16 protein-coding genes are annotated in these 26,668 nt (G+C 37.9%); 8 read left to right on the top strand and 8 right to left on the bottom strand.

Annotation, left to right across the window (positions count from 1 at the left end; genetic code table 11):
• Window positions 1–44 precede the first annotated feature (44 nt).
• From F6K18_RS06065 to F6K18_RS06045, 4 genes are all read left to right on the top strand, one after another.
• On the top strand, window positions 45–2,765 hold the full coding sequence (locus tag F6K18_RS06065; RefSeq protein WP_287519490.1) for a chloride channel protein: 2,721 nt from the start codon (window positions 45–47) through the stop codon (window positions 2,763–2,765).
• A gap of 112 nt (window positions 2,766–2,877) precedes the next feature.
• Window positions 2,878–3,021, top strand: coding sequence for a hypothetical protein (locus F6K18_RS06060; RefSeq protein WP_287519488.1), 144 nt, complete (start codon window positions 2,878–2,880; stop codon window positions 3,019–3,021).
• Window positions 3,022–3,303: 282 nt separating this feature from the next.
• Entirely contained in the window at window positions 3,304–3,480 is a 177-nt protein-coding gene (locus F6K18_RS06050; RefSeq protein WP_287519487.1) for a hypothetical protein, read from the top strand.
• A gap of 757 nt (window positions 3,481–4,237) precedes the next feature.
• The gene (locus tag F6K18_RS06045; protein ID WP_287519486.1) at window positions 4,238–4,765 is read left to right on the top strand and encodes a hypothetical protein; all 528 of its coding nucleotides are present in this window, start codon (window positions 4,238–4,240) and stop codon (window positions 4,763–4,765) included.
• Here F6K18_RS06045 and F6K18_RS06040 read toward each other — a convergent pair whose 3' ends face one another.
• Window positions 4,766–4,948, bottom strand: a complete 183-nt coding sequence (locus F6K18_RS06040) for a hypothetical protein (protein ID WP_287519484.1) — start codon at window positions 4,946–4,948, stop codon at window positions 4,766–4,768.
• A gap of 501 nt (window positions 4,949–5,449) precedes the next feature.
• Between F6K18_RS06040 and F6K18_RS06035 the strand changes: the two genes are divergently transcribed.
• From F6K18_RS06035 to F6K18_RS06025, 3 genes are all read left to right on the top strand, one after another.
• On the top strand, window positions 5,450–8,431 hold the full coding sequence (locus tag F6K18_RS06035) for a GEVED domain-containing protein (protein ID WP_287519482.1): 2,982 nt from the start codon (window positions 5,450–5,452) through the stop codon (window positions 8,429–8,431).
• Window positions 8,432–8,693: 262 nt separating this feature from the next.
• Complete coding sequence (locus tag F6K18_RS06030; protein ID WP_287519481.1) at window positions 8,694–9,587, top strand: hypothetical protein; 894 nt, start codon at window positions 8,694–8,696, stop codon at window positions 9,585–9,587.
• A 653-nt stretch (window positions 9,588–10,240) separates the two neighbouring features.
• Window positions 10,241–11,497 carry an RNA-guided endonuclease TnpB family protein gene (locus tag F6K18_RS06025; RefSeq protein ID WP_287519480.1) on the top strand — a complete coding sequence of 419 codons (1,257 nt, stop codon included), beginning with the start codon at window positions 10,241–10,243 and terminating at the stop codon, window positions 11,495–11,497.
• 34 nt (window positions 11,498–11,531) lie between these two features.
• Here the strand turns inward: F6K18_RS06025 and F6K18_RS06020 are convergent, their stop codons facing one another.
• The 7 genes from F6K18_RS06020 to F6K18_RS05990 all read right to left on the bottom strand — a co-directional run bounded on the left by F6K18_RS06020 (window position 11,532) and on the right by F6K18_RS05990 (window position 22,607).
• Window positions 11,532–12,593: an LOG family protein gene (locus tag F6K18_RS06020; RefSeq protein WP_287519479.1), complete on the bottom strand. Its 1,062-nt coding sequence runs from the start codon at window positions 12,591–12,593 to the stop codon at window positions 11,532–11,534.
• 755 nt (window positions 12,594–13,348) lie between these two features.
• Window positions 13,349–13,681: a thioredoxin gene (gene trxA, locus F6K18_RS06015; RefSeq protein WP_287519477.1), complete on the bottom strand. Its 333-nt coding sequence runs from the start codon at window positions 13,679–13,681 to the stop codon at window positions 13,349–13,351.
• A gap of 1,665 nt (window positions 13,682–15,346) precedes the next feature.
• Complete coding sequence (locus F6K18_RS06010; RefSeq protein ID WP_287519475.1) at window positions 15,347–16,510, bottom strand: GuaB3 family IMP dehydrogenase-related protein; 1,164 nt, start codon at window positions 16,508–16,510, stop codon at window positions 15,347–15,349.
• A gap of 775 nt (window positions 16,511–17,285) precedes the next feature.
• Entirely contained in the window at window positions 17,286–18,335 is a 1,050-nt protein-coding gene (locus tag F6K18_RS06005) for a DMT family transporter (RefSeq protein WP_287519473.1), read from the bottom strand.
• Window positions 18,336–18,738: 403 nt separating this feature from the next.
• Window positions 18,739–19,275, bottom strand: coding sequence for a hypothetical protein (locus tag F6K18_RS06000; RefSeq protein ID WP_287519472.1), 537 nt, complete (start codon window positions 19,273–19,275; stop codon window positions 18,739–18,741).
• 599 nt (window positions 19,276–19,874) lie between these two features.
• Window positions 19,875–21,110 carry a response regulator gene (locus F6K18_RS05995; protein ID WP_287519471.1) on the bottom strand — a complete coding sequence of 412 codons (1,236 nt, stop codon included), beginning with the start codon at window positions 21,108–21,110 and terminating at the stop codon, window positions 19,875–19,877.
• 294 nt (window positions 21,111–21,404) lie between these two features.
• Window positions 21,405–22,607: a response regulator gene (locus F6K18_RS05990; RefSeq protein WP_287519469.1), complete on the bottom strand. Its 1,203-nt coding sequence runs from the start codon at window positions 22,605–22,607 to the stop codon at window positions 21,405–21,407.
• A gap of 605 nt (window positions 22,608–23,212) precedes the next feature.
• Between F6K18_RS05990 and F6K18_RS05985 the strand changes: the two genes are divergently transcribed.
• Window positions 23,213–26,119 (top strand): tetratricopeptide repeat protein, encoded by a 2,907-nt coding sequence (locus tag F6K18_RS05985; RefSeq protein WP_287519467.1) that lies wholly within the window; start codon window positions 23,213–23,215, stop codon window positions 26,117–26,119.
• Window positions 26,120–26,668: the final 549 nt, after the last annotated feature.

Below are 26,668 nucleotides of genomic sequence, written 5' to 3'. Positions count from 1 at the left end.
AAAACTCTATTCCATATTGCCAAAACAACACTATAAACTCCGTTATGTGGCATCAGTATATCCGACAAGAAGTTCAAATCCATCTCAAAAACTTTATTTATCCACTGCTAAGACCAAAACGTGTAGCAGTCTTTGAAGCTTGCTTAATCGGAATCGTATCAGGATTAGCAGCAGTCATACTAAAAGAAGGTGCAGGATGGCTAGGTAGTTTGCGTATAGCTGCATCCCTCAAATATCCACCTTGGCTATTATTACCAATTTTTGGCGCGGTTGGAGGACTTGTGGCAGGTTTATTAGTAGAACGTTTAGCACCAGAAGCAGGAGGAAGTGGAGTACCCCAAGTCAAAGCTGCCCTCTCAGGTATGCGCATTCCCTTAAACTTCCCGATCGCCATGGTCAAAATGTTCACTACCATCCTGACAGTAGGTTCTGGATTAACATTAGGGCGACAAGGCCCAACAGTGCAAATAGGTGCATCCTTAGCAGCTTGGATCAGTCGTTTAGTTCCCACTTCTCCAAGTTACCGTCGTCAGTTAATTGCTTGTGGTGCTGCTGCTGGGTTAGCTGCTGGTTTCAACGCTCCCATCGCCGGAGTTTTATTTGTAGTAGAAGACCTAATGCAGGATGTTTCTGGTATCACCTTGGGGCCAGCAATTATTGCTTCTTTCGTCGGTGCAGTTGTTTCCCAAATGCTAGGGGGAGAAAGTTTATACTTAGATAAGAGCAGTTACTTAGATACCTCAATTACAGGATTTTTACACCTCAAAGAAATTCCTTTTTACATAATTTTGGGAATGTTAGCAGGTTTATTAGGGACAGTATTTAGTCGAGGAATTATTGCGACTTCCATATTTCAGCGCCGACTAAAATTAACATTACCTTGGCGAATAGCTATCACAGGATTAATTAGTGGTTTAATTATCGCATCTTTACCAGAATCATTTCGTAACCATACTGGTTTAAGAGAATTGCTAGGCAGTAACGAAGCCAACTTAAAATGGAGTTTCATTGCTTTTGCCGAACACTTTCTCTTAACAATATTTGCCGCCAGTTCTGGTGCCCCGGGCGGATTTTTTGCTCCATCCTTAGTTATTGGATCTGCCCTCGGTCAGATAGTTGGAATTTGCCAAAGTAATGTAGTCGGCATCGAACAACCAACAATTTTTGCTCTAGCAGGAATGGGGGCATTCTTTTGCGCTGTCTCAAGAGCACCCATGACAGCAGTAGTAATGATTTTTGAGAAGACACAAGATTTTCGCTTAGTGTTGCCACTAATGATTGTTTCTATTGTCGCTTTATTGATGGCAGAAAAGATAGATAAGAAGTCTTTATCCGACCGGGTTTTAGATTTCAAAGGTCTACAACTCAAGAAGAAGAAGTCAGCAAATGATTATTTGAGCAATATTCGTGCGGATGAAGTCATGCACACTCCTGTAGAAACTCTTGATTTTAATTTAACTTTGGATGAGGTAAAGCAGAAGTTTTCTAATTCCCATCATCGAGGTTTTCCAGCGCTTGATGATAGTAGCTTGCTCGTAGGTATTGTCACTCAGACAGATTTAGCTTACACTCGCAAACGCGAACTTTCTGGAGACACCCTATTAAAAGAGTTTATGACACCTCATCCCATGACAGTTAAAACTACAGATAATCTCAGCGAAGTTTTGTATCTTTTACATCAATACAAACTTAGTCGTTTACCTGTGATGGAAGGTCGTCATTTGGTAGGAATTATCACTGATACTGATATTATCCGAATAGAATCAGAACAAATAGGTAAGACAAATCTGGGAACTCATAGTCAAAAACCTTCTTATATAGTTTATCAAACGCGATCGCCTCAAATAGGGAATGGTCGATTATTAGTACCATTAAGTAATCCTAGTACCGCCCCCGCATTACTAAAACTCGCTGCTGTCATCGCCCGGCAACGCAACTATGAATTAGAATGTTTACAAGTTCTGATTGTGCCTCGTCAAAGTTCCCCAGATGAGACTGTCGTAGATACAACTAAGAGTCGTCGTTTATTAGCAATGGCAGAGCGCATAGCTAAGGATTTGAAAATTCCTATGCACACTCAAATTCGGGTTGGTCACGATGTTGCTGATACTATTTTGGAAACTATTAAGGAAAGACATATATCTCTAATACTGATGGGTTGGAAGGGTGACTATTCTGCTTCTGGTCGTGTTTTTGGCAGTATTGTGGATACTCTGATGCGACAAGCTATTTGTGAAGTAATAGTAGTGAAATGGGGAGCTAGAAAGTTAAAAGAGGAAGAAATATTCAAAGGTATTACTAAGACTAATGAAAGATTTGAAGCAGACCGGGATCATCTTGTTTCTGATAATATGTATTCTTTTTTAGGATGGCGACGGTGGTTAGTACCCATTCGAGATATTCCTACACAAGCAGCAGCAGTAAAGCTTTTGCCTGCCTTGGTTTCTTTGAGTGTGAAGCCAGAAATTCTCTTATGTCAGGTTTTAACTAAGTCTGTTGTTAAGCCTAATATTGAGGAAATGAAACAAGCAGCAAAGATTCTTCAGCATCGCTTGGATACAGAAGTTATGGCTACTTTAGTCTGTGCTACTTCTGTTTCAATTGCTGTAGTTGATTTGGCTGATGCTCATAACTGTGACGTTGTAGTTATTGGTGCTAGTAAGGAAGGATTTTTGAAACAAGCAATTAATGGCAATATTCCAGAGGCGATCGCTCGTGGTTGTGATTGTACTGTAATTCTGGTGCGGACTGCTTATAGTGAATGATATCTGATCGGGAGATGGGGAAATGGGAGTGTGAAGTTATATCAAATCCGGTTAAACAGTTATAGATTGGTTAAGTCAGGAGGAGTCAGGTAGGGGAGCTGTCGGATTGGCGATGTACAGGAGTCATATCAAATCTGGTAGCATCGGTGTAATTAGATTGGGGGATGGGGAGATGGGACCCACCCCTCGCCCCTCCCCCTCCCAGGAGGGGAATGTGGGGAGATGGGGAGATCGAGAAATATTTGGTAATGGTTGAAGATGAAACATTTTTTTATACCGAATTACAGCGGTTTTCATTTGGGTAGACCACAGTAGGAACTTTCCATAGACGATCTTTATCGGAAACCACGATGTTTAGGCTGAAAATAATATTTGGAGGCAAGTTGCGATGACGAAAATTTGTTGACAATCAAGCAGTAGAGTTATTCATACAATGTGCCATGCAAGGGCCGAATGATTCAAGCAGGTAAGTCCAAAAGCTACAAAGTTGAAATCTAGTTAACTCCAACTAAGGGGAGTTGTCGCGATCGCAACTTTTATGCAACAAAGCCTGATCGAAGAGGAATTAAAAGAATTAATACACTGCTTAATAAGGGCGTTATATCAAATCCGGTTAAACAGCCATAGAATGGTTAAGTTAGGAGTCCTCAGGAGTCAGGAGACAGTCCTCAGGAGGAGAAAGAATTACAAAGATGAGGGTAGTTATGACGATTGAAGATTTTTTTTATGTCCAATTAAACGGATTTGATATGATCTCTGGTTAACGATCAATTAATAAAAGTAAGTTTTTTGATAATATGATTTAGAGGTTTGCTTGAACTATTGTTCAAGTATGGTGCAGAGAGAACGCACTACACCCCTATCCATTCTCAATAAGCGTTCTCTTTTAGTTGAAGTATTATTCAGTTTATTCGGGAAATATCTTTGTATATATAGCTTTCAACCAGCTTATCGCCCCGTGAGCAAATAAATATATAGCGCTGCGCGCAGGCAACAGGCAATAGGGAACAGCTCATTTGGGCGAATAAAAAGCTGTTTGCGCAGCATCTCAGTTGGAATAATATAAGATTTTAGTTATTGGACACCTCCTGCAATTTGTAAATATGCCAGCGCACATTGCTATATGATTTAAATGCGTAACAGTTTAGCACTACGGATTTAGGGCGTGGATATTTTTGAATTTTGCTTCCTGAAGAATTCCACAGGGAAAAACTTAGTTACAGATTAATTCTAACTTATGACTTGCCTATAGCGCTATAATATTTGCCCAATATCTATACAACTTTATCAAATCTTTATAATCAGGGTGTTTTTGATAAAGATTTGATGAAGATGGTTGCTTTTGTGAATATACAGGTTGATATCAGCTTTTATTTATGTCTATACTGTGAACAATTGATTTTGCTGAAAAAGTAATTTCAATAGGGGGTGCTTCACAAAGATGAAATATTAACTCAAGGTAATTTACGATTATGGATCAACAGGAATTTCCTCAAGTAGAGACGGATAAAGAGGATTACGCACCGGGTGAAACGGTGACTATTAGCGCGACTGGATTTGAACTAGGTTCAACGATTAAGTTTGAGATTGAAGATGACCCTGCTGATCCTGGAGATGATGGGGATGTGGATGCATATGATCCTATTGAAGTCACTGATGGAGGCGAAGGTGACCTGGATGGTACAGAGAATGGTCAGGTAGTGACAACCTGGGAAGTACCGACAGATAATAATGGTACTGGCTTGGGTCCACCAGATGCGTTGAATGCAACGTTAAATTTGACGGCGACAGGTACGGGTGCTGATGGCTCTTTTGGTACAGCAGATGATCGGTCAGCGACAACAACTTTTACAGATTCCTTTCCACAGAGTTTCTTGACTACCAACAACCTTTCAATTGATGAAATTCAAAAATATCTGATTGTTGGTTTGAAGAGTCAGGATAATGGAGATGCAGTCAACCTCCAAAATGGTGAGTTTGGTGCAGACCGTGATGTCTGATCAAGTGGAGGCACGAGTCCAACAGGTGCCTCTTTCCCGACCATTGATAGTGTCTTCGATCAGCGGTGGGAGCCATCTGGCAATGAAGCATACCTGGAGCATCCAATCTTCAATACTCAAATTGCTCCGTTCGAGGGAATTGACTACTCCGGCAATATTGCTCTCACAAGTTCTGATGGTCAAATCTCTGTTAGTAATACCGACATCTTTGCTGACCTTGGTATCCTTACAACTAACTCAAACGATCCAGTTCAAAGTATCTCTAATGCGGACTACTTTGATTTTGGGGTAGATGAGAATAACCCCACTGGGCAACTTCCTACTAACTCCGCTGGCACAAATGGTGATGGTTTCACCACTGGTGTCAATCTCGATCCTCTCACCAATGAACTAGACGACTGGAAAACCTTTATTGAAGGTGCTACTGGTGAAGGAACTATAACCCAGAACATTGAGGATGAGAATTACAAGGATGGCAGTGGTCCATTTGTAATTGAGTTGGTTGAACAGGGGGGAACTGCCAACGGATCTTCCGATCTAAGTTTTACCGACACAAATGGAGATGGTGTTGTCATCATCGATGTTGACAGGGGGGAGGATGACTGGGCACTTAACAACTCAGATGTAATCATTGATGGCCCGGATGATATCACAGCCATCTTCCGGGTCAACGGTGAATCTAACATGAACATGAGCAATACCAGTATCCAGATTGGAGAAGGTGGTATTGCCAATGATGACAACCCATTCGGAGCAATTTTCTTCAAGGGTGACTCTGAAGGAAATAGTGGTGATGCGGTTTTCTCCGGTAATAACGTTGTTTTCAATGGAATTGCTTTCTGGGAATTAGCCGGAGAAACCAATGATAATGGCAAGAACGAAATTGACATTCAGAACGGTCAAGGTTGTGCACAGTTTATTGGTGACACGGTACTGCATAGTGACAGTCGCTTTAACTTATGTACGGTGTCAACTGGGGAACAACCCGATCTACTCGACTTTGGCGATCTAACGGACAACTATCAGACACTTCTGGCCAGTAATGGTCCCAGCCATGTCATTAACCCAAATATCCAAATTGGTGCATTAATTGATGATGAGACAGATGGTCAACCTAGTGCCAATGCTGATGGTGATGGGAATGATGAAGATGGTGTAACTATCCCCACATTGACAGCTGGTGAGAATGCAACGTTCGAGGTTGATGTCACTAACAATACGGGTAGTGATGCAACTCTCTATGGCTTCATTGACTGGAACAACGATGGTGATTTTGATGATACAGGTGAAACAGCTACCACAACAGTAAGTGATGGTACGACTAACGGTACTGCCAACTTGAACTTCTCCGTACCCAATGGTGCAGCTACTGATACACCGGTAGGTGCTCGTTTCCGCTTGAGTACAGATAGTGGCCTTGATGCAACAGGTGCAGCTAGCGATGGCGAGGTAGAAGATTATCTAGTTACTGTTCAAGAAGCACCTGTTCCCAGCATCGACATCGAAAAATCCACCAATGGAGAAGATGCAGATACACCCACAGGTCCAATTCTTAGTGAGGGAGATACTGCTACTTTTACCTACAACGTTACTAACGATGGTGATGTTGGTCTGGAAAACGTTGTGGTGACGGACGATCAAGACTTAGTACCTGTAGCAGTTGATGCTGATAACGATACATTTAACGATGGAGATACTAATCAAGATAACATCTTAGACCCTGGAGAAACCTGGGAATACACTGCTAGTACTACTGTTACTGCAGGTCAATACACGAACATTGGCAGTGTGACAGCAGATCCTGTTGGTGGAGGAGAAACTGTTACTGATAGTGACCCCAGCAACCACTTTGGTGCTTGCCTCTTTGAAACTGTTTTTAATGAGAAACTAGGTAGTACAGATGAGGCAATTGATGTTGTCATTGGTTATGGTGCAGACTTTAATGGTGATGGATTAAAAGACATTCAAGTGACCTTGCGCGTTGCGGATGCCTCCAACTCTAGTACAGAAGATATGATTGGGGTCGCCTTTGATATTGACGATCAGAACTTAATCAATACATTAGGCTTGACTATTGATGACATTACTACCTACGCAAATGGCAATTCTGGTACAAGTGATAGTGTTATCAATTCTCCAGTTGCTGGTACAGACTTTATTATTGGTCCAGATGCGGTAGATTCAAATAATCTTCTTGGTGTCAATCTTTCTGGTGGCGGTGTAGATAGACCCTATGATGCTCTAGTTAAGTTTGGTAATGGGGGACAAGGAGATGGCATTGTCCAAGAAGGTAGTTTTATCATCTCAGGGACGCAAGATTTAACAGATGATCTGATTCGCGAAATACTTGAGCAAACAGATTGGTATGTTCGTCTCCAATCAACCAATGGTGGTAATGGAAGTGCTAAAACGGCTGGTTTTATCTCAGAGATTCCTGACAAGGATCCACCACCAGCAAACCCCAGCATCGACATCGAAAAATCCACCAATGGCGTTGATGCAGACACACCCACCGGACCTGTAGTGCCAGTAGGTAGTACCGCCACCTTCACATACAGCGTCGAGAACACAGGCAACGTCCCCCTCGATAATGTTCAGGTGACTGATGACCAAGGTGTTGACGTTACTGCTGTAGAAACAAATGGCTTCAACGATGGGGATACCAACCAAAACAACATCCTCGACCCAGACGAAATCTGGCAGTATACTGGCAGCACCACTGTGACTCCTGGTCAGTACACCAACATAGGCACAGTTACAGCGGATGACCCCGATGATAACCAAGTCACAGACAATGACCCCAGTAACCACTTTGGTGAAGCTGCTCCAGCTATCGACATCGAAAAATCCACCAATGACGTTGATGCAGACACACCCACAGGTCCAGAGATCGAGGTCGGAGACACTGCCAACTTTGAATATGTAGTCACCAACCCAGGCAACACAGCATTAGCAGATGTCACAGTTACCGATGACCAAGGTGTAACCGTCACCCCAACCGAATCCGGTGGTTTCAACGTAGGGGATACAGACAACGATGGGTTGTTAGACCCAGGGGAAACCTGGAGATACACAGGTAGCACCACAGTTACCGAAGGGCAATATACCAACATTGGTACAGTCACAGGCAACCCGGTAGATGAAAATGGCGACCCACTCACCAACCCAGATGGCAGTGATCTTCCTAATGTGGAAGCTGAAGACCCCAGTAACCATATTGGTATCTCTGAACCTACTCCTAACATAATCGACGGTACCAGTGGTATGGACATGATTACAGGGACTCCTGAACGAGATATCATCACTGGCTTTGAGGGCATGGATATGATTACCGGAGGTGGTGGAAATGACGACTTTGTCTACAAGTCATTCTTAGATCAAACAGATTATATCATGGACTTCCAGACCGGTAGCGATCAACTTGATCTCAGTCTCCTACTGGCAAATGAAACAAACTTCTTCACCGCCTTCCCTGCAGGAAATGCTCAGGATGCCATTGATGAAGGCTATGTCATTGTCACTGATTATGGAGCAAATGGATCGTTAGTCCAAGCTGATCCTGATGGGTTAGCTGGTCCAGGATTTGTAGAAAATATGGCCTTCCTGGTTGGAACTTCATCAGCTAACGGCAATGCGTTTGATCCGACCACGGATCTCATTGTATAAGTTTCCATTGCTTAGTTGGTCGAGGAGGCTGCTCACAGAAAATCCAGTTTCTCAAGCCTTTTAGGGATTATCTGTCATAGAGACATTGCATGCAATGTCTCTACAAAACCCCACAACAAAACGGTTAAATATGGGCAATCAAATCATAAATTATTGAATATTGATTGCATAATGTGTTATCATATAAAAAAGGGTGTACTCAATTAATTTCTCACGATACAGGTTCTATCAATCCTTTATTTCTGTAATTAACTCAAAGACAATGTTCAAATTTTTATCAACATCTAAATCCCTTTTCAGTCGTTGCTCCTGGTTGGCTATTAGCAGTTTCAGTTTAGTCAGTTTGGGCAGTCTAGCTGCTAGACCTGCTCAAGCTGCGATCCTCAACGGCAGTTTTGAAACTAACCCTAATAACCTTAATGGTTGGATGACCACTGGAGATGTCAGTATTGTAGGTACTTTTAACGATTTTGACCCCACAGATGGTTTATTTCAGGCTTTGTTAACCACTGCAACAGCCATGAGAGATGACGATAATATTGGTCTTGGTGCATACAGATTTTCAGATACTGATGCCACTTTTGCCACTGTCAACGACCCTGAACTACAAAATTTCTTAGGCTTATCTCCTACTGCCTTACAAGTTCCCGGAGCACTTTTTACACAAGATTCTAAAGAAGGTTCTGCGATCAAACAATCTTTCTCTTCAGCAGTTGATTTTGAATTGAGTTTTGATTGGAGGTTTCTGACCAATGACGGAGAAATATCTCTTCTCCCTTTTGCTCCCCCCGATCCTAGAGATCGTGCCATCGTAACTATAGATGACGGCACAAATATCACTATTCTGAATTTAGACCAAAGTACAGGACTTTTCCCTGTACCAGGCTCCCTGGTAGCACCCGAATTTTTCAAAAATTCTGAAGGAATATTCTCAATAGATCTTGCCGCTGGCAATTATACTGTGGGCATAGCAGTTTACGACGTAGCTGGCACGGATAAGACCTCAGCTTTGCTAGTCGATAATGTCACAGTAGAATCTTCTGACGATCCACAACCTGTTCCTGAACCACTGAGTACTCTAGGATTATTGGCTGTTGGTGCTTGTATTGCTTGTGGTAAAAAGCGTCAGCAAAATACTCAAACTTCTAAACAATAACAATTGTTTTTACCCATCAACGATAAATAACCCTATTATCATAAGGTAATCGAATTTTTCGATCTGAAGTAGAGTTAATTGGTTAAGAAAAAATGGAGGTGAATACACATATGACTCCATTCAAGTCGAACCTCAAGGACAATTTTTTGTCGAAGGCGATCAAGTAATTGTAGATGTAAAAGTCAGTGAAAATAGAACTCTTCGTATTCAGGGGCAAGTCGATTGGTCTCGAACTGGCTGCACTACAAGTGTATATTGTTGGACTTTACAGAGAGAGTTTTAGCCAACTTTATATGAGCAGTAAAGTTTTTAGACTACTGCAGGGTGGCGGAAATAACTGACCAGTTACAAAATTCTAAAACAATTACAAATCAAAAATGATTGACTGTCAGATGTGCGTCTTACATTCCGGAGGGGCTGTATGCGGAATTACTTCCGCACAGTAGCCACCCCGTAGGAAACCTCGCCAATTAGCACTCTTCAATGCATGACTTTTAACTTCCCCGTAGCGGCACTAGAGGCTAGGACTTTATCTCAACGTTGGTTGAAGACCCGCGCTCTCCCGCAGGGGAGCGGAGGGATGGGAAAACCAATCAATGTTGCGGTTTTACAAATAGTCTGTTAAAATGTAAATGTGGAAAAGTAAACAATAGATGGTTGAAAAAGCGTACAAATTTAGGTTTTACCCTACTCCAGAGCAGGAAAGTCTGTTGCGGAGAACTTTGGGTTGTGTACGCTTGGTCTACAATAAAGCTTTAGCACAAAGGACTCAAGCTTGGTATGAGAAACAAGAACGGGTAGGGTATAAGCAAACTTCTGCTATGCTTACCAACTGGAAAAAGCAGGAAGATTTAGATTTTCTTACAGAAGTAAGTAGTGTACCATTACAGCAAGGTTTGAGACATTTACAGAGTGCCTTCTCTAATTTTTTTAGTGGCCGTGCTAAATACCCAAACTTCAAGAAAAAACGGAATGGTGGTAGTGCTGAGTTCACAAAATCAGCATTTAAGTGGAAAGATGGTCAAGTCTATCTAGCCAAATGTGTTGAACCATTACCTATAAGATGGAGTAGGCAACTACCACAAAACTTTGTACCAACCACAATAACTGTAAAACTTGACCCTTCTGGCAGATGGTCTATATCTTTGAGAGTCAGCGACACTAGAAATTTAAAAATCAAACCAGTACTGAAACAAATAGGTATTGACTTAGGAATTACCAGTTTACTAACTACAAGTGATGGAGAAAAAATTGCCAATCCAAAGAATCTTCAGAAATTACATAAAAAATTGAGGTTAGCTCAAAAATCTCTATCTAGAAAAACTAAGGGATCTAATAACTATCAAAAAGCTAGACTGAAAGTAGCTAGGATACACGCAAAAATAAAAGATTCAAGGCTTGACTATACCCACAAGCTAACTACTCAGCTAATCAAAGAAAACCAAAGGATAGTAGTTGAGGATTTAGCGGTAAAAAACATGGTTAAAAACCATAAGTTAGCAAGGGCAATAAGTGACGCCAACTGGGGGGAATTAGTCAGACAATTAGAATACAAAGCTGAATGGTATGGGCGGGAATTAATTAAGATTGATAGATATTTTCCTAGTTCTAAACGTTGCTCTAATTGTGGACACATAGTAGAAAAATTACCTCTAAGTATTAGAGAGTGGGATTGCCCAGAGTGTGCAGCTCACCATGACAGGGACATAAACGCTTCGGTAAATATTTTGCGGATGGGAACCCGCGTCGGCGATAGACGCAAGGGAACGCCCACCAAGAAGGCTGCGGGACTCGCAGTGTCAGTCTGTGGAGCGACTGTAAGACCTGAAGGGAGTAAATCTCGGAAGGCGGGTGCTATGAAACAGAAAGCCCCTAACAGTGATGTTAAGGAATCCCGCGCTGTCTCGTAGAGCAGCGTCGGGAGGATGTCAAGTAGAAATAATATTACTTATGTTCTGGATGAGTTGGTGTATTTGCTCCCATCTTATTTATCTGAGCAATCATTTGATATAATCTACCAGTATCTTTTTGGTTAAAATGCATCACTAAACGTGGTAAGTAGGCAGTTTCATCTCCAGACTCTTCTGGTAAAGCTTTACTTTTTTCAATTCTTCCCATGGTCAAAATATCGCTAAACTCTTGATTCAAAAACTCTACATCACTCTCTGAAAGTTCTGAATTCAAACGAATCACAAACTTTTCTCCTACATAACGACTCGAATGATAAATTCGATAAAAGTTAGCGATCGCTTGACAAGCTTCTTCCAAGTTATCTGTAATAGTATATAAGCTAGGGTCTTCTGGACTAATCAAACCACGCCGAAGCAGTTGTTTATGAATAAAATCGTTCCAATCACGCCAATAGTTTCCACCAGGAGAATCTATTAATACTAGCGGCGCTGGGCCATATTTACCTGTTTGTGTTAATGTTAAACTTTCAAATGCTTCATCTAAAGTGCCAAAACCACCGGGAAATAAAGCTAAAGCATCACTTTCTCTGAGAAAAAATAACTTGCGAGTAAAAAAGTATTTAAAGTTAATTAATTTTTGTTTTCCTTCAATAAAAGGATTTGATTCTTTCTCAAAAGGTAACTGAATATTTAAGCCGAAAGATTTTTCTGCCCCAGCACCTTCATTGCCAGCTTGCATTATTCCGCCCCCACCACCTGTCATTACCATAAAACCTTGCCGAGTAATGCGACGGGCAAAGTTTACGGCCATTTGATCTTCTGGAGCTTCTGGGGATGTTCGTGCAGAACCAAATATCGTAATTTTGCGAATATGGCGATAGGGATAAAATATCTCAAATCCTTTTTCCATATCCTGTAGAGAAGCTGCTAATATCTTCCAATCTAGGCGGTCTAGCTCCTCTGATGCCATACTGACAATGGTGGAGAGCGATCGCTTAATCCATTTCTCATGTTTTAGGGTCGGCAAATTTTTGACTAACTTAGTCACTTCTGCCTCAATAGACTCAACTGCTGTTTTCTGAAAATCTGAGGCCATTAACTTTTTCCAAATACTTAATAACTTTAATTTTTACTGGAATTTTTTAGTTGATGGTTTTTTCATTTTTCCCAGTTAATCGTATTTTATCTCCTAATTTCGCCCTAATTCTTTATTATAAATCTAAGGAAAAAGAAAAAAAAGCATAATTTTTTAATTTCCTTTTTGTAAAATTCATACATGATAATTGGTACAACTACTAGGACATAGAGTGATGAAGAATCGAATACTGTCCAATTTTTTTCCACTATTGCCTGTTCCCTAATATATAGCAGTCGAAGGAAAGGACACATACAGATCAAAAGCTTAAAACTTAGACAACGCCAGATTTTTCCTTCTTGCTTCTTCCTTCTTATTTCTTCCTTTTAGTATACAAGGTACTAAAACCTTAGTATTAAATTGGGGCTTTCTATTTATAAATAAAAATACAAAACTTCCGAGACCACTGAGAATCTCGGCTAAGTCATAAAATAGGTTGATTCTACCTTACTTGCTTGAGAACTAGGACTGTAGAAAGAAAACAGTTTTATTATTTAGATTAGTCCACTAGAAACCTTACAGAGGATTATTCTCTCAATGAAAATATAACTGAGAATTACTTTCTGCTTTTCAGCATAAACATATCTCAGTTTAGATCGTTTTTCCTGTTGTTCTAGAGATAGTTCATCAAATTTTCAGTGTATCTTAATTAGTTGTAAACATTTATAGACACAAACAGTTTTCTCCAACTTTCTACATATCTGTTTCAAAAATTCTCAATCATTCTCCAGGTACTTTTCTAAAGTTTGAGCCAATGTAGTTTTAGGAACGGCTCCAACCACCATATCAACTCTTTGGCCTCCCTTAAAAATCATCAAGGTAGGAATACTGCGAATCCCATACTGGCTTGCTACATTAGGATTTTCGTCCGTATTTACTTTAACTACTTTTATTTGTCCTTCGTATTGCCCTGCAATTTCTTCAACTACAGGAGCCACCATCCTGCATGGCCCGCACCAAGGTGCCCAGAAATCTACTAAAACTGGAACTTGACTTTCAAGCACTTCTTGCTTGAAACTGCTATCGGTGACTGGTGTTGCTGCTGTCATTCTTTACTAATCCTTAAATATGAATCTTTAATAGTATGGCGTAGGATTCTTGCTTCTTGCAGATTGCCTCTTGACTAGATTTAACTTGGTACCAAAGAAACCCTAAAATTTCTCCCAAGTATATCAGCCAGGATGGCTTCACAAGTGTTTCAGACTTGGTTGCTAGTTCAATACACGTTCTGTCTGACCGCAAAGGTATGCCTATTTACTAGGCTTAATGCAACTCAAAATTTTTTTTATACAGTTCATCAGTTGCCAGTTACGTCTGTTTGAAAACACCTTTATTATAATTTGGTATTTTTTGATTTTAGCAAGTTCACTTTTCCCAGAAAACACCAAATTTATTATTAGTTTAAGTGTTTTGGGAAAAATTTAAGATAAAATCCTGAAAAATATGGTAAGTTTTGATTCTACCAATGTATCTATAAAGAGTATAGTATAGACTGGTATCAAGGTTAACAAACTATCATATAACATTAAATTAAAGTCTTCTCTAAGTACAATGTCACTTTAGTTAGTTAAGTCCACCATACAATCTTAAATAACTAGCTTTATTAATACTTTCTTTTATATCTTCTTCTGTGTCAAGTAGTATATAGAAAAATTAAAATACAAAGCGGAGAATCTTTTTTTCAAGTTAAGTTTTTCCCTATTCTCAAAAACTCTAGATATCTATCCATAACTTTAACTTGATCAAGTCACAAATAACTAAACTAAGCAAACAAGTAACTATATTTATTTATACCGTACTTGATTTGCGCGAGAAATTTTATAAACAATTAAGCAATTAACTGAGTAGCTTACGCCGAATCTGTGATAACCTAATCACTATCAAAAAAATTTGATCTGAATCAAGCCTTAAGTGGCCATAAGGAACCGCCCAAACTAGAAAAGCTCGGGCGGAGTGTGGTGTGAGGAGTGAACGGAAACATGCATCTCCGCTATTACTATTGTGACATTTATTTTCAGATAATTCCAGGGTAATTTGTAAATTTCAAAACTATTTCACAAATTTTGTCAAGGGTACAGAGATATCTTAAGTCATTGACATACTCTCCAGCGGTCAGCGACGGAGATTCTCCTAAAACCAGGATTCTTGGTTTGTGCTCCGCAAAGCTAGGCCAACAACGAGTCCACTTAAACTAATTACCAGAAGATATCTAGCTCTGAGATGGCTCTCTCCCCAAGGGTTTGCTCTATTCCAAAAGCCTCTGGGCTTATTCCCTACGGTACAGTTCAAAATCCTATAACTCTTTTCTTGGCCAGCATTTCCTCTATTGGTCGGCGTTCCCATAGCAAGGAAACCTTACCGGGTTCCGACCGCTTACCCCTAAAAGCTACGCATAGTCTGTTGAATACCTTTAGTTCTTTTCTAACTATAATACAAAGTCCCCCTTTTAGGGCTATCGATTACCCACATCTTTCTTAAGATAAAGCTTGACAAAATAGACGAGTTATGAATAAGTCTTGGATCGGCTTTTTCGGGAGAAAAAATGTATTTTTATATATATTTTTCTTGAAAACTTCAGTAGTTTTACTTAGCTACTATGATTTTTTCTCCTTTCTCCCCTGCTCCCTGCTCCCCTTCTCCCCACAAGTATTTCAAGACTTATGGGTAAGGGATAGCTTTTAGGGGGAGGCTTTAAACCTAATTTTTCGGTAAATCTACTTGCCCATACCTAATTGTTGAGCTTTTTGATAAACTTTACCCTCAGTCAACAATGAAGGAGCAATAACAACCTCAACTTGCTGCATTTCTTTCAAATCTTTAGCTCCCAAAGTGCCCATACTCGTTTTGAGAGCGCCCAATAAATTATGTGTACCATCGTCCAATAATGCCGGACCACGCAGAATTTGCTTGATAGTGCCAGTAGTACCTACCCTGATCCGAGTGCCTCGTGGCAAAACGGGACTAGGAGTAGCCATACCCCAATGATAGTCACGCCCTGGTGCTTCCGCAGCCCTAGCTATAGGCGAACCAATCATCACCCCATCAGCGCCACAAGCAATACATTTACAAATATCTCCACCAGTAATCAAACCCCCGTCGGCAATAACTGGGACATAATTGCCAGTTTCTTGGTAATAATCATTTCGTGCTGCTGCACAGTCAGCTACAGCAGTAGCTTGGGGAACTCCTACACCTAAAACACCACGAGATGTACAGGCAGCACCAGGGCCAATACCTACTAGCACCCCTGCAGCTCCTACCTTCATTAAATTTAAGGCCACTTCATAAGTAACACAGTTACCTAAAACCACAGGCATAGGCATTTCTTGACAAAGCTTAACCAAATCCAGGTTTTCCACTGACTCAGGTGAAAGAAATGCAGTCGAAACAACTGTTGCCTGGACAAAAAATAAGTCTGCACCGGCATCAGCGACTACTTTTCTATATTTCAGTGCTCCCGCAGGTGTTAAGCTTACTGCTGCAATGCCACCTTGGCTTTTTATTTCCTTAATTCTCTGAGAAATTAATTCCGGTTGAATTGGAGTTGCATAAAGCTCTTGCATTAAACCCACAAATTCATCTTTGCCCACAGAGCTAATTTTTTCTAATATTGGCACTGGGTCAGGATAGCGAGTTTGAATACCTTCTAAGTTGAGAACTCCCATTGCTCCTAACTCAGATAATAGAACAGCCATTTTGACATCAATTACTCCATCCATTGCACTAGCAATAATGGGAATTTCTCTTTCAATGCCACCGATGCTCCATCTAGTGTCTGCTAAACTTGGATCGAGTGTCCGTCCCCCAGGAACTAGGGCAATTTCATCGATTCCGTAAGCTCTGCGAGCTGTTTTTCCACGTCCAATAAATATATCCACTACTTTTACCTATTCCCAAGACCATTTTAGTTAGGGTATCAAATTCAGAGGAGCATTGGTCATTAAGTCAAAAGTCTATAATTGAAAGTCAAACGCGAACTAGCATGAACAGGAGTCAGGAGTCAGGACTCTTGAGTCCTGACTCCTGAGTCAGTAAGAATAGCCTATATATCTATCTATAATATATTTAGTTAAAGTAAAACTCTGTTTTTAGTCAGATCGACATTTTTAGATAAAGTCTTTTCAGCAGGGAAATTATTCGTAGCATTATTTTTTATATTTCATATTACTTCCGACATTCCGCACGTCAATTTATCAGGTTAAAAGTAGTATAAAAATTCCTGTATTGGCAGGTATTTCTGAATAAATTATCTTGATTGACCTTTCTCCAGAGTCATATTATCCGGAAAATATTCAGCATCAATACTCAATCACTTACCCAATTATGACTACTATTATTTTCTCCTGACTCCTGAACTCTGAATAGACATTTGGTAAAAATAAACTTGCCCTTTATTTGCTATAAACTAGAGTGTAATAACTCAAAAAATCATTTTTCGTGTTTTTTTTCTAAAAATATCTTCCCTGTTCTCTCCATACCTATTTCCTATTCCCTACTTTTACAAAAAGTCTATATCTTTTTCACGCCTATGTCTAATATATAGCAAGAAACGAATTGATTAGGACATAGATTAATAATGAACCGTAAGACAGATAAATACTTTTCCCACTTTTCCCTGTTCCCTACATACCTATTCCCTATTCCCTGCTATAGTTAAAAACCTTTAAATCCTAAACCTGTTTCTTTTTGCTGAGGATGAACCGTTTCAGCAAGTTGATTAATAGTAGTTTCGTTTTTATTCCCGACTTGACTCAATATAATTCCAACTAAAATAATAGCTCCCCCGATATAGTGAGCAGCGATGGGTTTTTCTCCTAATATTAAATAGGCTGCTATGACTCCAGCAATGGGGTTCAATGCACTGGCAATAGAAGCATCAGAACTACTGGTTTTACTTAATCCTTTTAACCACAAAATTTGACCTATTACTACAATAACTGCACTATAAACTAACATCCATTGCCATAAAAAAGGCGAAAATAGTTCCATAAAATGACCGCTTCCATAAAAATATAATGCGGCAATAAAGAAGATAAAACCTCCAAAACCATTACGAATAATATTAAAAAATCCTACCGGAATTCGATGAAGACGTGCTTTGCTAATAGTATTAGAAATTGCTGCAGCGACCGCTCCCATTGCTGCTAAAATTTCTCCGGAATTGATAGATATCATATTTATAGAATCTACTGAATTTTGTTCAAAACTTTGCAAAACTATAATTAAAATAACTCCGGCAAATGAAATAATTGCTCCAGTAATTTTCCACCGATTAACTTTTTCTCCTAGCAAAAAAATAGCTAGTGCTAAAGTTAAGGGAGGTTCAATACGTCCAATTAATATTACATTGTTAACCATTGTGCGAGAAAGTGCTTCAAATGAGGCAGCAGGAGATAGAGCACCAGCTAAGAATGCAACAGCTAACATACTTGCCCAATCTTGACTTGAAAATTGTTGAAAGTAACCTAGATTTAGCTGTTTTCTATAGATAATAATTAAAATTAATAGGGCACAGATATTTCCTACAAATAAAACATTACAAAATGAAATGGGATTTTCTCCAGGAAATTTTTCGGCACCAATTTCTGTTAATTGTTTTGTAATTGCGTTAGAAGAACCGAAAATAATGATTGCTAATAATAAGTAAATTTGTCCGGGGATTTTTTGCCAAAGGTTAGAGATATTTGCTATTTTTTGATTCATTTTTAACTATGGCTTGCTGATTAAATTTAAAAGTATTGACATCTAAAGACAAGTGCCTTTTTGGAGTCGAAAAAAATGCCTGGTATCACGTCTAAAACGCTTAAAAAGTTAGTATTTTAGGCTCATAGTTGGGCAGAAAAATCCCAAATTGACAATTCAAATCCGAATAGTTAAGGTAAAAATCCTCTCATGAGCAAGGAAAAACAAGAAAAATTTTTCATAATTATTCAGCCCATTTCGTTTTCACTCTGGAGGTAATTATTAATTATTAATTATTAATTATTAATTATTGAATCCTACCTCCTCGCTCATTCCCATTTCTCCTGTCTCCTGTCTCCTGTCTCCTGTCTCCTGTATAGCTGTCTCCTACCCCTACTAAAAGACTTTTGAGCACAAACCCTAACTAGAGTTTCCAAGATTGATGACAAGTCCAAGAGTTATTGGGATGGCGTTCATAAAATCGTAATTCCCATAATACCTCTGTTTGGGGATTGATAATTTTTTTTGCTATTTTTGCTAGTGTTTGTTGTTGTTCAGATGGAAATTTGTAGGCTAAACTGAGATGTAAATTATTTTTGAGGCGTAATTCATCAATACGAGTTTTTGAATTGGCTATATGAGCAAAGTTAGCAATCAATTTTTCTAGCCAAATTGATTTTAATTGGAGATAATGAAAGTCTGTTTTTAACTCCATATCTACAACAACTATAGGTGGCGCTGGGCAATTTTGACTAGTATTGTTTAAGGCAGTATCTAAAGCTTGAAGATAAATTGGAACTGCGGTTAATTGGTCGTGAAAAAAACCTGTTAAGGTACAGTGCGGCATATATTGATGTGCAGCATTTTCACTACATTCTGCACGAGTAGTGGTGAAATATTCTTCTAGTTGATTATTTAGTTCACCTACTGGGCAAGCATATACGATAAATTCTCGTAGCATCAGATTATAGATTAAATTGATTATTTTTGAGTTTACAGCAGAAGAAAGAAGGAAGAAGGAAGAAGGAAGAAGGAATAATCTTACCGAATAATTAAGGTTTAAAGCCTCTCCTTTAAAGGAGAGAAAAAATTTTCCCTACTGCGTCAATCCTCTTCTTTTCAAGCAGAGGTAATTATTAATTATTAATTATTAATTATTAATTGTTGAAGTTGTCTTAGTTTTAAGCTTTTGATTTGTCCTAACCTTTCCTTCGACTGCTATACAGCGCTTTTCAAATTGATGAACCACATCGTCACAAAAAAAATCGTGTAGGGGCGTTTTGCTCCGCAACATATAAAGCTGCAGCTTTGCGTTAGCAAATGGCCATTCGTCCCTACTTATTATTTGTAACATTCTTTTTTTACCCCTGGTATTACTCTCCTCTCCTGAATTCTGACTCCTGAATTCTGTTTGCGGAGCATTCCGTAGGAAATTCTGAATATAGAACTCCATTCCACTTTCCTCAGGAATGTTAGGCAAACACGAACAAAAACTTTCTTTTACTCTCCACTCCTGAATTCTGAATTCTGAATTCTGACTCCTGACTTCTCATATTGCAATTAAGAAAACTGTAGAGCTAGGGTTTCAGATATAGGTGTTTGAGGTAAGCAAGAACTAGAAGTTACATATTTATTAACTATTTCTAGAACTTGTTTTTCTCTAATTGGTTTAATGAGATAATCTGAACATCCTACCATTGTTGCTCTAACTCTACCTATTAACCGATTACTACTTGTTAAAATTATTACTGGTGTTGCTTTTAATGCTGAAATACGACGAATCTGAGCACAAATTTCATAACCATTTGCTATGGGCATGATTAAGTCTAGAAAAATCAGATCTGGTTTTTTTTCTATCAAGGTTATGATTGCTTTGACTGAGCTGTTAATTCCGACAAAATCAAAACTATTAGCAGTCATAATTTGTTTCATTTGATGACAAACTATTAGGCTATCATCTATACAAGCAATTAAAGCTTGATTTTTTTTCTTTTGGCTAAATTCTCTTTGTTTATATAACTGTAGATTTGTTTTTTGGAACTGGGGAAATATTATGGGAATATCTGGTAGTTTTGTCAGCTTGATTAATCCTTTTTGAATATGAGGCAAGAAAAATTTTGCTAGACGAAACTGGTCTGATTTTATCTGACTCGCCATATCTCTTAAACTACATTGACTGTTGATTAATTTGCCTAATTTAGTATAGAGAATGGGTGATATTTGTTCTTGGAATTGCTCTGGTTTATATAAAATAATCCCAAAATTAGGAGATAAATGTTTTAACCCTGAACTACTCCAGTTACACCAATTTTCTACTGCTTTTTTAAGAATAATTTTCGTGTCAATTAAAAGTCTTGGCCAACGCAGGATATTTGTCGTAATATTTGGTTCAATCTTATAACTTATTTGTCTCTGATTTTCCTGTTGTAATATATCAAATAGTACTTCTAAAACTATTGATTTAACAATCTTTTCAAACTGTTCTCTAGTAATTTGCTGTTCCTGAAGTAAACTACACAATAATTGATAAATCCAGCAATTATGATTATTATTAATTTGGAAAGGGTCTAAATTTATCGGATTAATTTTAACTTGATAGCGTATTATATGTTGTCGTAATTGTCGCCGAGAGTGTTCACAGCTATAACCCCAGACTATACGACCTCTAAAAAAGTAAAGACTCCACTTATCTATAGGGCTAGCTAACACATTCAAACTACCTGTAAATTGCTTTCTACTAATAGTTATTAGTCCATTGGTTAAACTCGGATTATTAATATTTGCAATGGATAACATAAGTTGTCTAAAATAGTAAAATTTGTATATATTTTTTATTATAAAATATAGTATACATAATATGATTTTTGATACTGGTATTTAAGATATTTTTAACTTTATAACAATAAAATACTGACAGTTTTGTAGATGTAGTAGTGAATTAAAATAATATTAGTTTTGGCTAAACTGAAACTTCTATTCCTTCGTTGCTTCCAAAAACTGATTCTCAAGTGAGATTAGCTTCAAAGACGGTTTTAGACTAATACTATTACGATCGTTAAATTTTGACCTAGCTACACAATTGCAAATAACTTATAAGCTTGTTTGATCTGATTTTTCTGGTGATTTAGGAGGATAATTTTGTAAATATCGCTTTACTACTGCCAATATTTTTTTCGGTTGAAGAGGCTTGGTTATATACCCTGTGGCTCCCACCATTTTAGCACGAACTCTATCGACCACTCCATCGTTTCCAGTGATGATAATTATGGGTATATTCTCAAAAATAGGTACTCGTCGCAATTGAGTGCAAATTTCATAACCATTAGCAATTGGCATCATTAAGTCTAAAAAAATTAGATCGGGTTTATTTTCAATAATTATTGGTAATGCTTTAATAGAATCTTGAATTCCGATAAATCTATAATCTGCCTTTTTCAGAATTTTCTCTAACATATAACAAATTTGTTTACTATCATCTACACAAATAATTAATTCTTGGACTTTAGCTGGAGCTTTCTTTTTATTTACATTGGGCTGTAATCCTGGACTTCCTTCAATACGTTGTTGATCTGGAACTGACTTAAGAATAATTAATTCATTACGCACATAAGGCATTAAAAATAAAGTTAATTGACGCAAATCTTTATTCATCAAAATAGCTATTTCTCTAAGAGTTCTTTGGCCATCGACTAATTTAGTGATTATTTGATAAGAGTTAGGTTTAGCTATTTGTTGTAACAATTTTTGTTTGATAATTTCAGGAACTAAATTAGGAGAATATTCAGTTAAATTAGACTGCTGCCATGCTAAAAATGATTTATGAAGAGTAGGAATTATAGCTTCAGGAGGAATGATTACTGACATTAAAATCAAGGATTTTTCCAATCCTTTTGGAGATAAATTATAAGCTAATAACTCTTGTGATTGCTGCTGTAAAATATCAAATACAACTTCTTTTATGTTCTCAATTATAACTGCTTTTACTTGATTTTGAATTAATACTTTTTTTCTAGATAAAATAGATAGAAGATGATAGTAATAATAATTAAGATCATTATGTTCTCGTAACTTCATATTAGCCAGAGAAATATTCGGGCAAAATTGATGCCAAATTCTATGAAATCTGCGGTTAGGATGTTCACCTCCAGTAGCCCAAACTAGACGACCAACACAAAAGAATATTATCCAACTTTTCTGAGAACCTTTTACTTCTAACTTCCCTGTAAATTGATCGGGAACCTCATTGAGCAACAAATTAAAAAGTTGATTTTTCCTATTTTCATTACTGTTCATTTTTCATACCAATTGAATCAAGAATTAGGGAAATAAAAATTAAAAACTATAGAATATAGATGTATCAGAAAATATTTTAGACTATTTTTGAGTACAGTATTCTAATTATAATCAAAATTATTTCCTATTTTCTAGTGAAATTTGTTGGCAATGTAAAAATGCGATTTTCAGAATTATTTTCCTGAAAAAAAAAGAATAAAAAAGCAGCAAATAAATCTATCATTTTATGTATTTCTATAATTTATTATTTTTTATTTTACACTGAAAAATTTTTTTTAAATAGTATTAAGTCCTACTCATCCGAAATCAACTCCCTAGTAAACAAAAGTTTCTCATAACAAGAATCTAAGAGAGACAAAATAGTACAAAATATCTTTTAAGAGCATATAGGGTGAGAACCATAATGCTAAATGGCCATATTAAGTTTGTATGGTCTTTAACTAGTGCAGGATGGCGGAAATAACTGACCAGTTACAAAATCCTAAAACAATTACAAATCAAAAATGATTGACTGTCAGATGTGCGTCTTACATTCTGAGGTTTCCTCAGAATTACGCACTCGATGCATGACTTTTGACTTTTGACTTTTTTAGAGGACTCCTACAGTGAAGAATTCCTATCTCTACCTTAGTTACTTGAGCGCGATCGCTATTATTCTTTTTCCAGTACCCACCATCACAAATATCCCGAATGTCTTGGCCCAAACTCCCGAAGTGGAAAGTTCGCCAGAATCTTCTGCCTCCAAGGCTGAAGCAGATAAGTTATTTGAAACAGGTGTGGAACAATTTCGGACAGGAAAGTTTGATGAGGCCCTCGAAAGCTACGAAAAAGTTTTAGCAATTCGTAAGGAGCTGGGGGACCAGGCCGGAATTGCCCAAACCCTAAATAATATGGGGGATGTTTATGTTAACCAAAGGGAATATGCCCAAGCTTTAGATGTTTTGCAACAAGCTTTAACTATTCGCCGAAAAATCAACGACCGTCCAGGGATATCGGAGACTCTTAATTTGATTGGTTTTACTTATCAACGACAGAGGGAATTTTCCCAAGCGTTAAATCTGCATCAAGAGGCTTTAGATATTTCTCAAGCTGTGAAGGATCGGCCAAACGAAGGAGAGTCATTACATAATATTGCTGCGGTTAAGGCCAGTCAGGGACAACTTGACCAAGCACTTGAATTTTATGAACAAGCGCTGACTATTCGCGAAGAAGTGGGCGATCGCCGAAATAGAGGACGTACTCTCAATAATATGGGGGTGGTCTACTTTCGGATGGGTAATTATGACAAAGCTTTGGAAACATACCAAAAAGCTTTAACTGTGCGTAGAGAAATTAATGATAATGCTGGAGTTGGTCGGTTATTAAATAATATAGGTTTTGTCTATCGGGAAAAGGGTGAAGATTCTGAAGCTCTTAAATATTTTCAGCAAGCTGTGGCGATGTTAGAAGGTATTGGCGACCAAAGAAGTGTGGGGCGAATTTATGGTTTTATGGGGAAACTTTATGAAAAGCAAGGAGAAGAAGATAAAGCATTAGAGGTTTATGAAAAAGGGTTAGAAGCTGCTAAAGTTGCGGAGGATAAGACTGCTCAATTAGAAGCTTTGAGTTATTTGGGTGATGCTTATTATGAGATAGGAGAAGATGCTAAAGCACAATCAATTTATGAACAAAGTTTAGCTTTTTATCAGGAAGCAGAAGATAAGGCAGGGGAAGGTAAAACAACTGTTGGTTTAGGGAAAGTTTATAACCGTTTGGGTGAAAATAATAAAGCAAAGCAATTTTTACTAAAGGCTTTGCCTATGAATAAAGAAGTAGGGGAAAAGTCGGTTATTGCTGCTAATTTTAATGCTTTGGGTGAAGCTTATTATAGTTCTGGCGATTATTCTATTGCTCTGAATTATCATAAACTTGCTTTGAATAATTTACCAGATAAGGAGGATAAAAATGCTGTTGCTGTGGCTTATAAAGGAATAGGAGATTCTATGTTTCAGCTCAGACAATATCCTCAAGCTTTAGAAAATTTAGTGCAAGCATTGGCAATATATAAAGAGAGTGAGGAAAGGGTTAAGGAGGGTAAGATTTATGAGCAGTTAGGCACTATATTGGTAGTTCAGGAAAAACCTGATTTGGCAGTGGTTTTTTATAAGCAAGCTATTAATTTGAATGAAGCTATGCGGAGTCAGGAAGGCGAGAAAAGTTTCTTAGAAAAGCCTGAAGAAATTTATCGGAATTTAGCAGGTTTATTATTACAACAAGAACGTATTATGGAAGCTCAACAAGTATTAGATTTGTTGAAAATTCAAGAGTTAGATAATTATCTAGGGAATATTAAGGGAAATGAGGCAACAGTAACGGGAGTTAAGTTATTAGCTGCTGAAGAACAAATCCTAACTGAAGAAACAACAGATATTTTAGAACGAGAGATTGACAAAAATAACTTAAAAGCGGATTTTCCAGAATTTAAGAATTTGCAAGCAAAATTACAAAAATTACCTGGAACAGTGCTATTTTATCCGTTGATTTTGGCAGATAAATTAGAATTGGTATTAATCACAGCAGAAGGCGACCCCATACACAAAACCGTAGAAGTAAAAGCAGAAGAAATAGAACAAGCGATCGCTGAGTTTCGGCAAACAATTTTGACTCCGGTTGGAGATGTCAAAGGTTCTGCGGAAAAACTCTATAATTGGTTAATCAAACCAATAGAAGATGAGTTAACTAAAGCAAATGCCAATACTATTATTTATGCACCAGATAATCAACTACGTTATCTTCCTTTAGCAGCACTTTATGACGGAGAAAAATGGTTAGTAGAAAGTTTTGGAGTGAATAATATAATTGCAGCTAGTCTAAGTAATTTTGAGGCTCAACCGAAAAATCAACCCCGTGTATTAGCAGCAGCTTTAACCGAAGGTAATTATCAAGTTCAGGTAGGAACTCGCCAAGTTGAATTAACACCAACAACAGTAAAATTAGTCGAAAATTTAGCAGAAACAATTCCTGGTACTCGTAAACTTGTTAACAGCGAATTTAGTTCTGAAACAACAATTAGTAGTTTTAATGACTACAATATTGTGCATTTAGATACTCCCGTTGTCTTATTAAATGAAGAAACAGGAAATGGGAAACCAGAAGATTCTTTTATATTATTTGGAGACGGCGATCGAGTGACTCTACGCGACATGGAAAATTGGTCATTACCAAATGTAGATTTAGTCGTATTAAGTGCTGCCGAAACTAACATTGGTGGACAAATAGGTAATGGGGAAGAAATAGTCGGTTTTGGTTATCAAATGCAAAATGCTGGAGTTGAAGCAATAGTTACATCTTTGTGGCGAGTTAATGATGATTCCGCTCAATTAATGAATACTTTTTACACAGTTTTACAAGAAGGAAAAAGCAGAACAGAAGCATTGCGGGAAGCTCAAATAAATATGATTACTGGAAAGGATAAAGAAGCAAATAATCCTTACTATTGGTCATCATTTATCTTGATGGGAAATGGATTTTAGGCGTTGTTGAATTAGTGTATGGTATTAATCTTAAATTACTTAGGAGTCAGGAGTCAGTCCTCAGGAGTCAGGAGGGAAGAAAACAGAAGAAAGAGGGAAGAAGGAAGAAGGAAGAAGCTTGATTAGTAATATCCTGCTGTTTGAGCTATTTCATAAGTCAAATGTAGTAATGACGACTGTTATTTCTCAGGACTTACCAATGAGGTACGAAAAAGTAGGATTTGAGATTGCTTTCCGTCCCTGAATGCTCCGCAAACCCTGTCGATCGCAATGACTAAAATACGTTGTAATGCGTAAGTACTAATATCTATAAATTAGAAACCCGGTTACTGAAATTAACCGAGTTTTTTTTGTGCATAACCTCTAATCAATCAGATATATGTTGATGTGAAAGAGGTTGAGGTTTCCTTTTATATAATAGAAGAAGAAAGAGAGAAGAAGGAATAAGAAAAAAGCTTGATTAGTAATATTCTGCTGTTTGAGCTATTTCATAAGTCAAATACAGTAATAGCGACTTTTATATCTCAAAGTAACAAGTTGCTGAGGACT

This window comes from Okeania sp. SIO2C2, assembly GCF_010692625.1.
Lineage (GTDB): Bacteria > Cyanobacteriota > Cyanobacteriia > Cyanobacteriales > Microcoleaceae > Okeania > Okeania hirsuta.
Note: the sequence above shows the minus strand (reverse complement) of the source record. Positions and strands in the feature narration are given on the sequence as shown.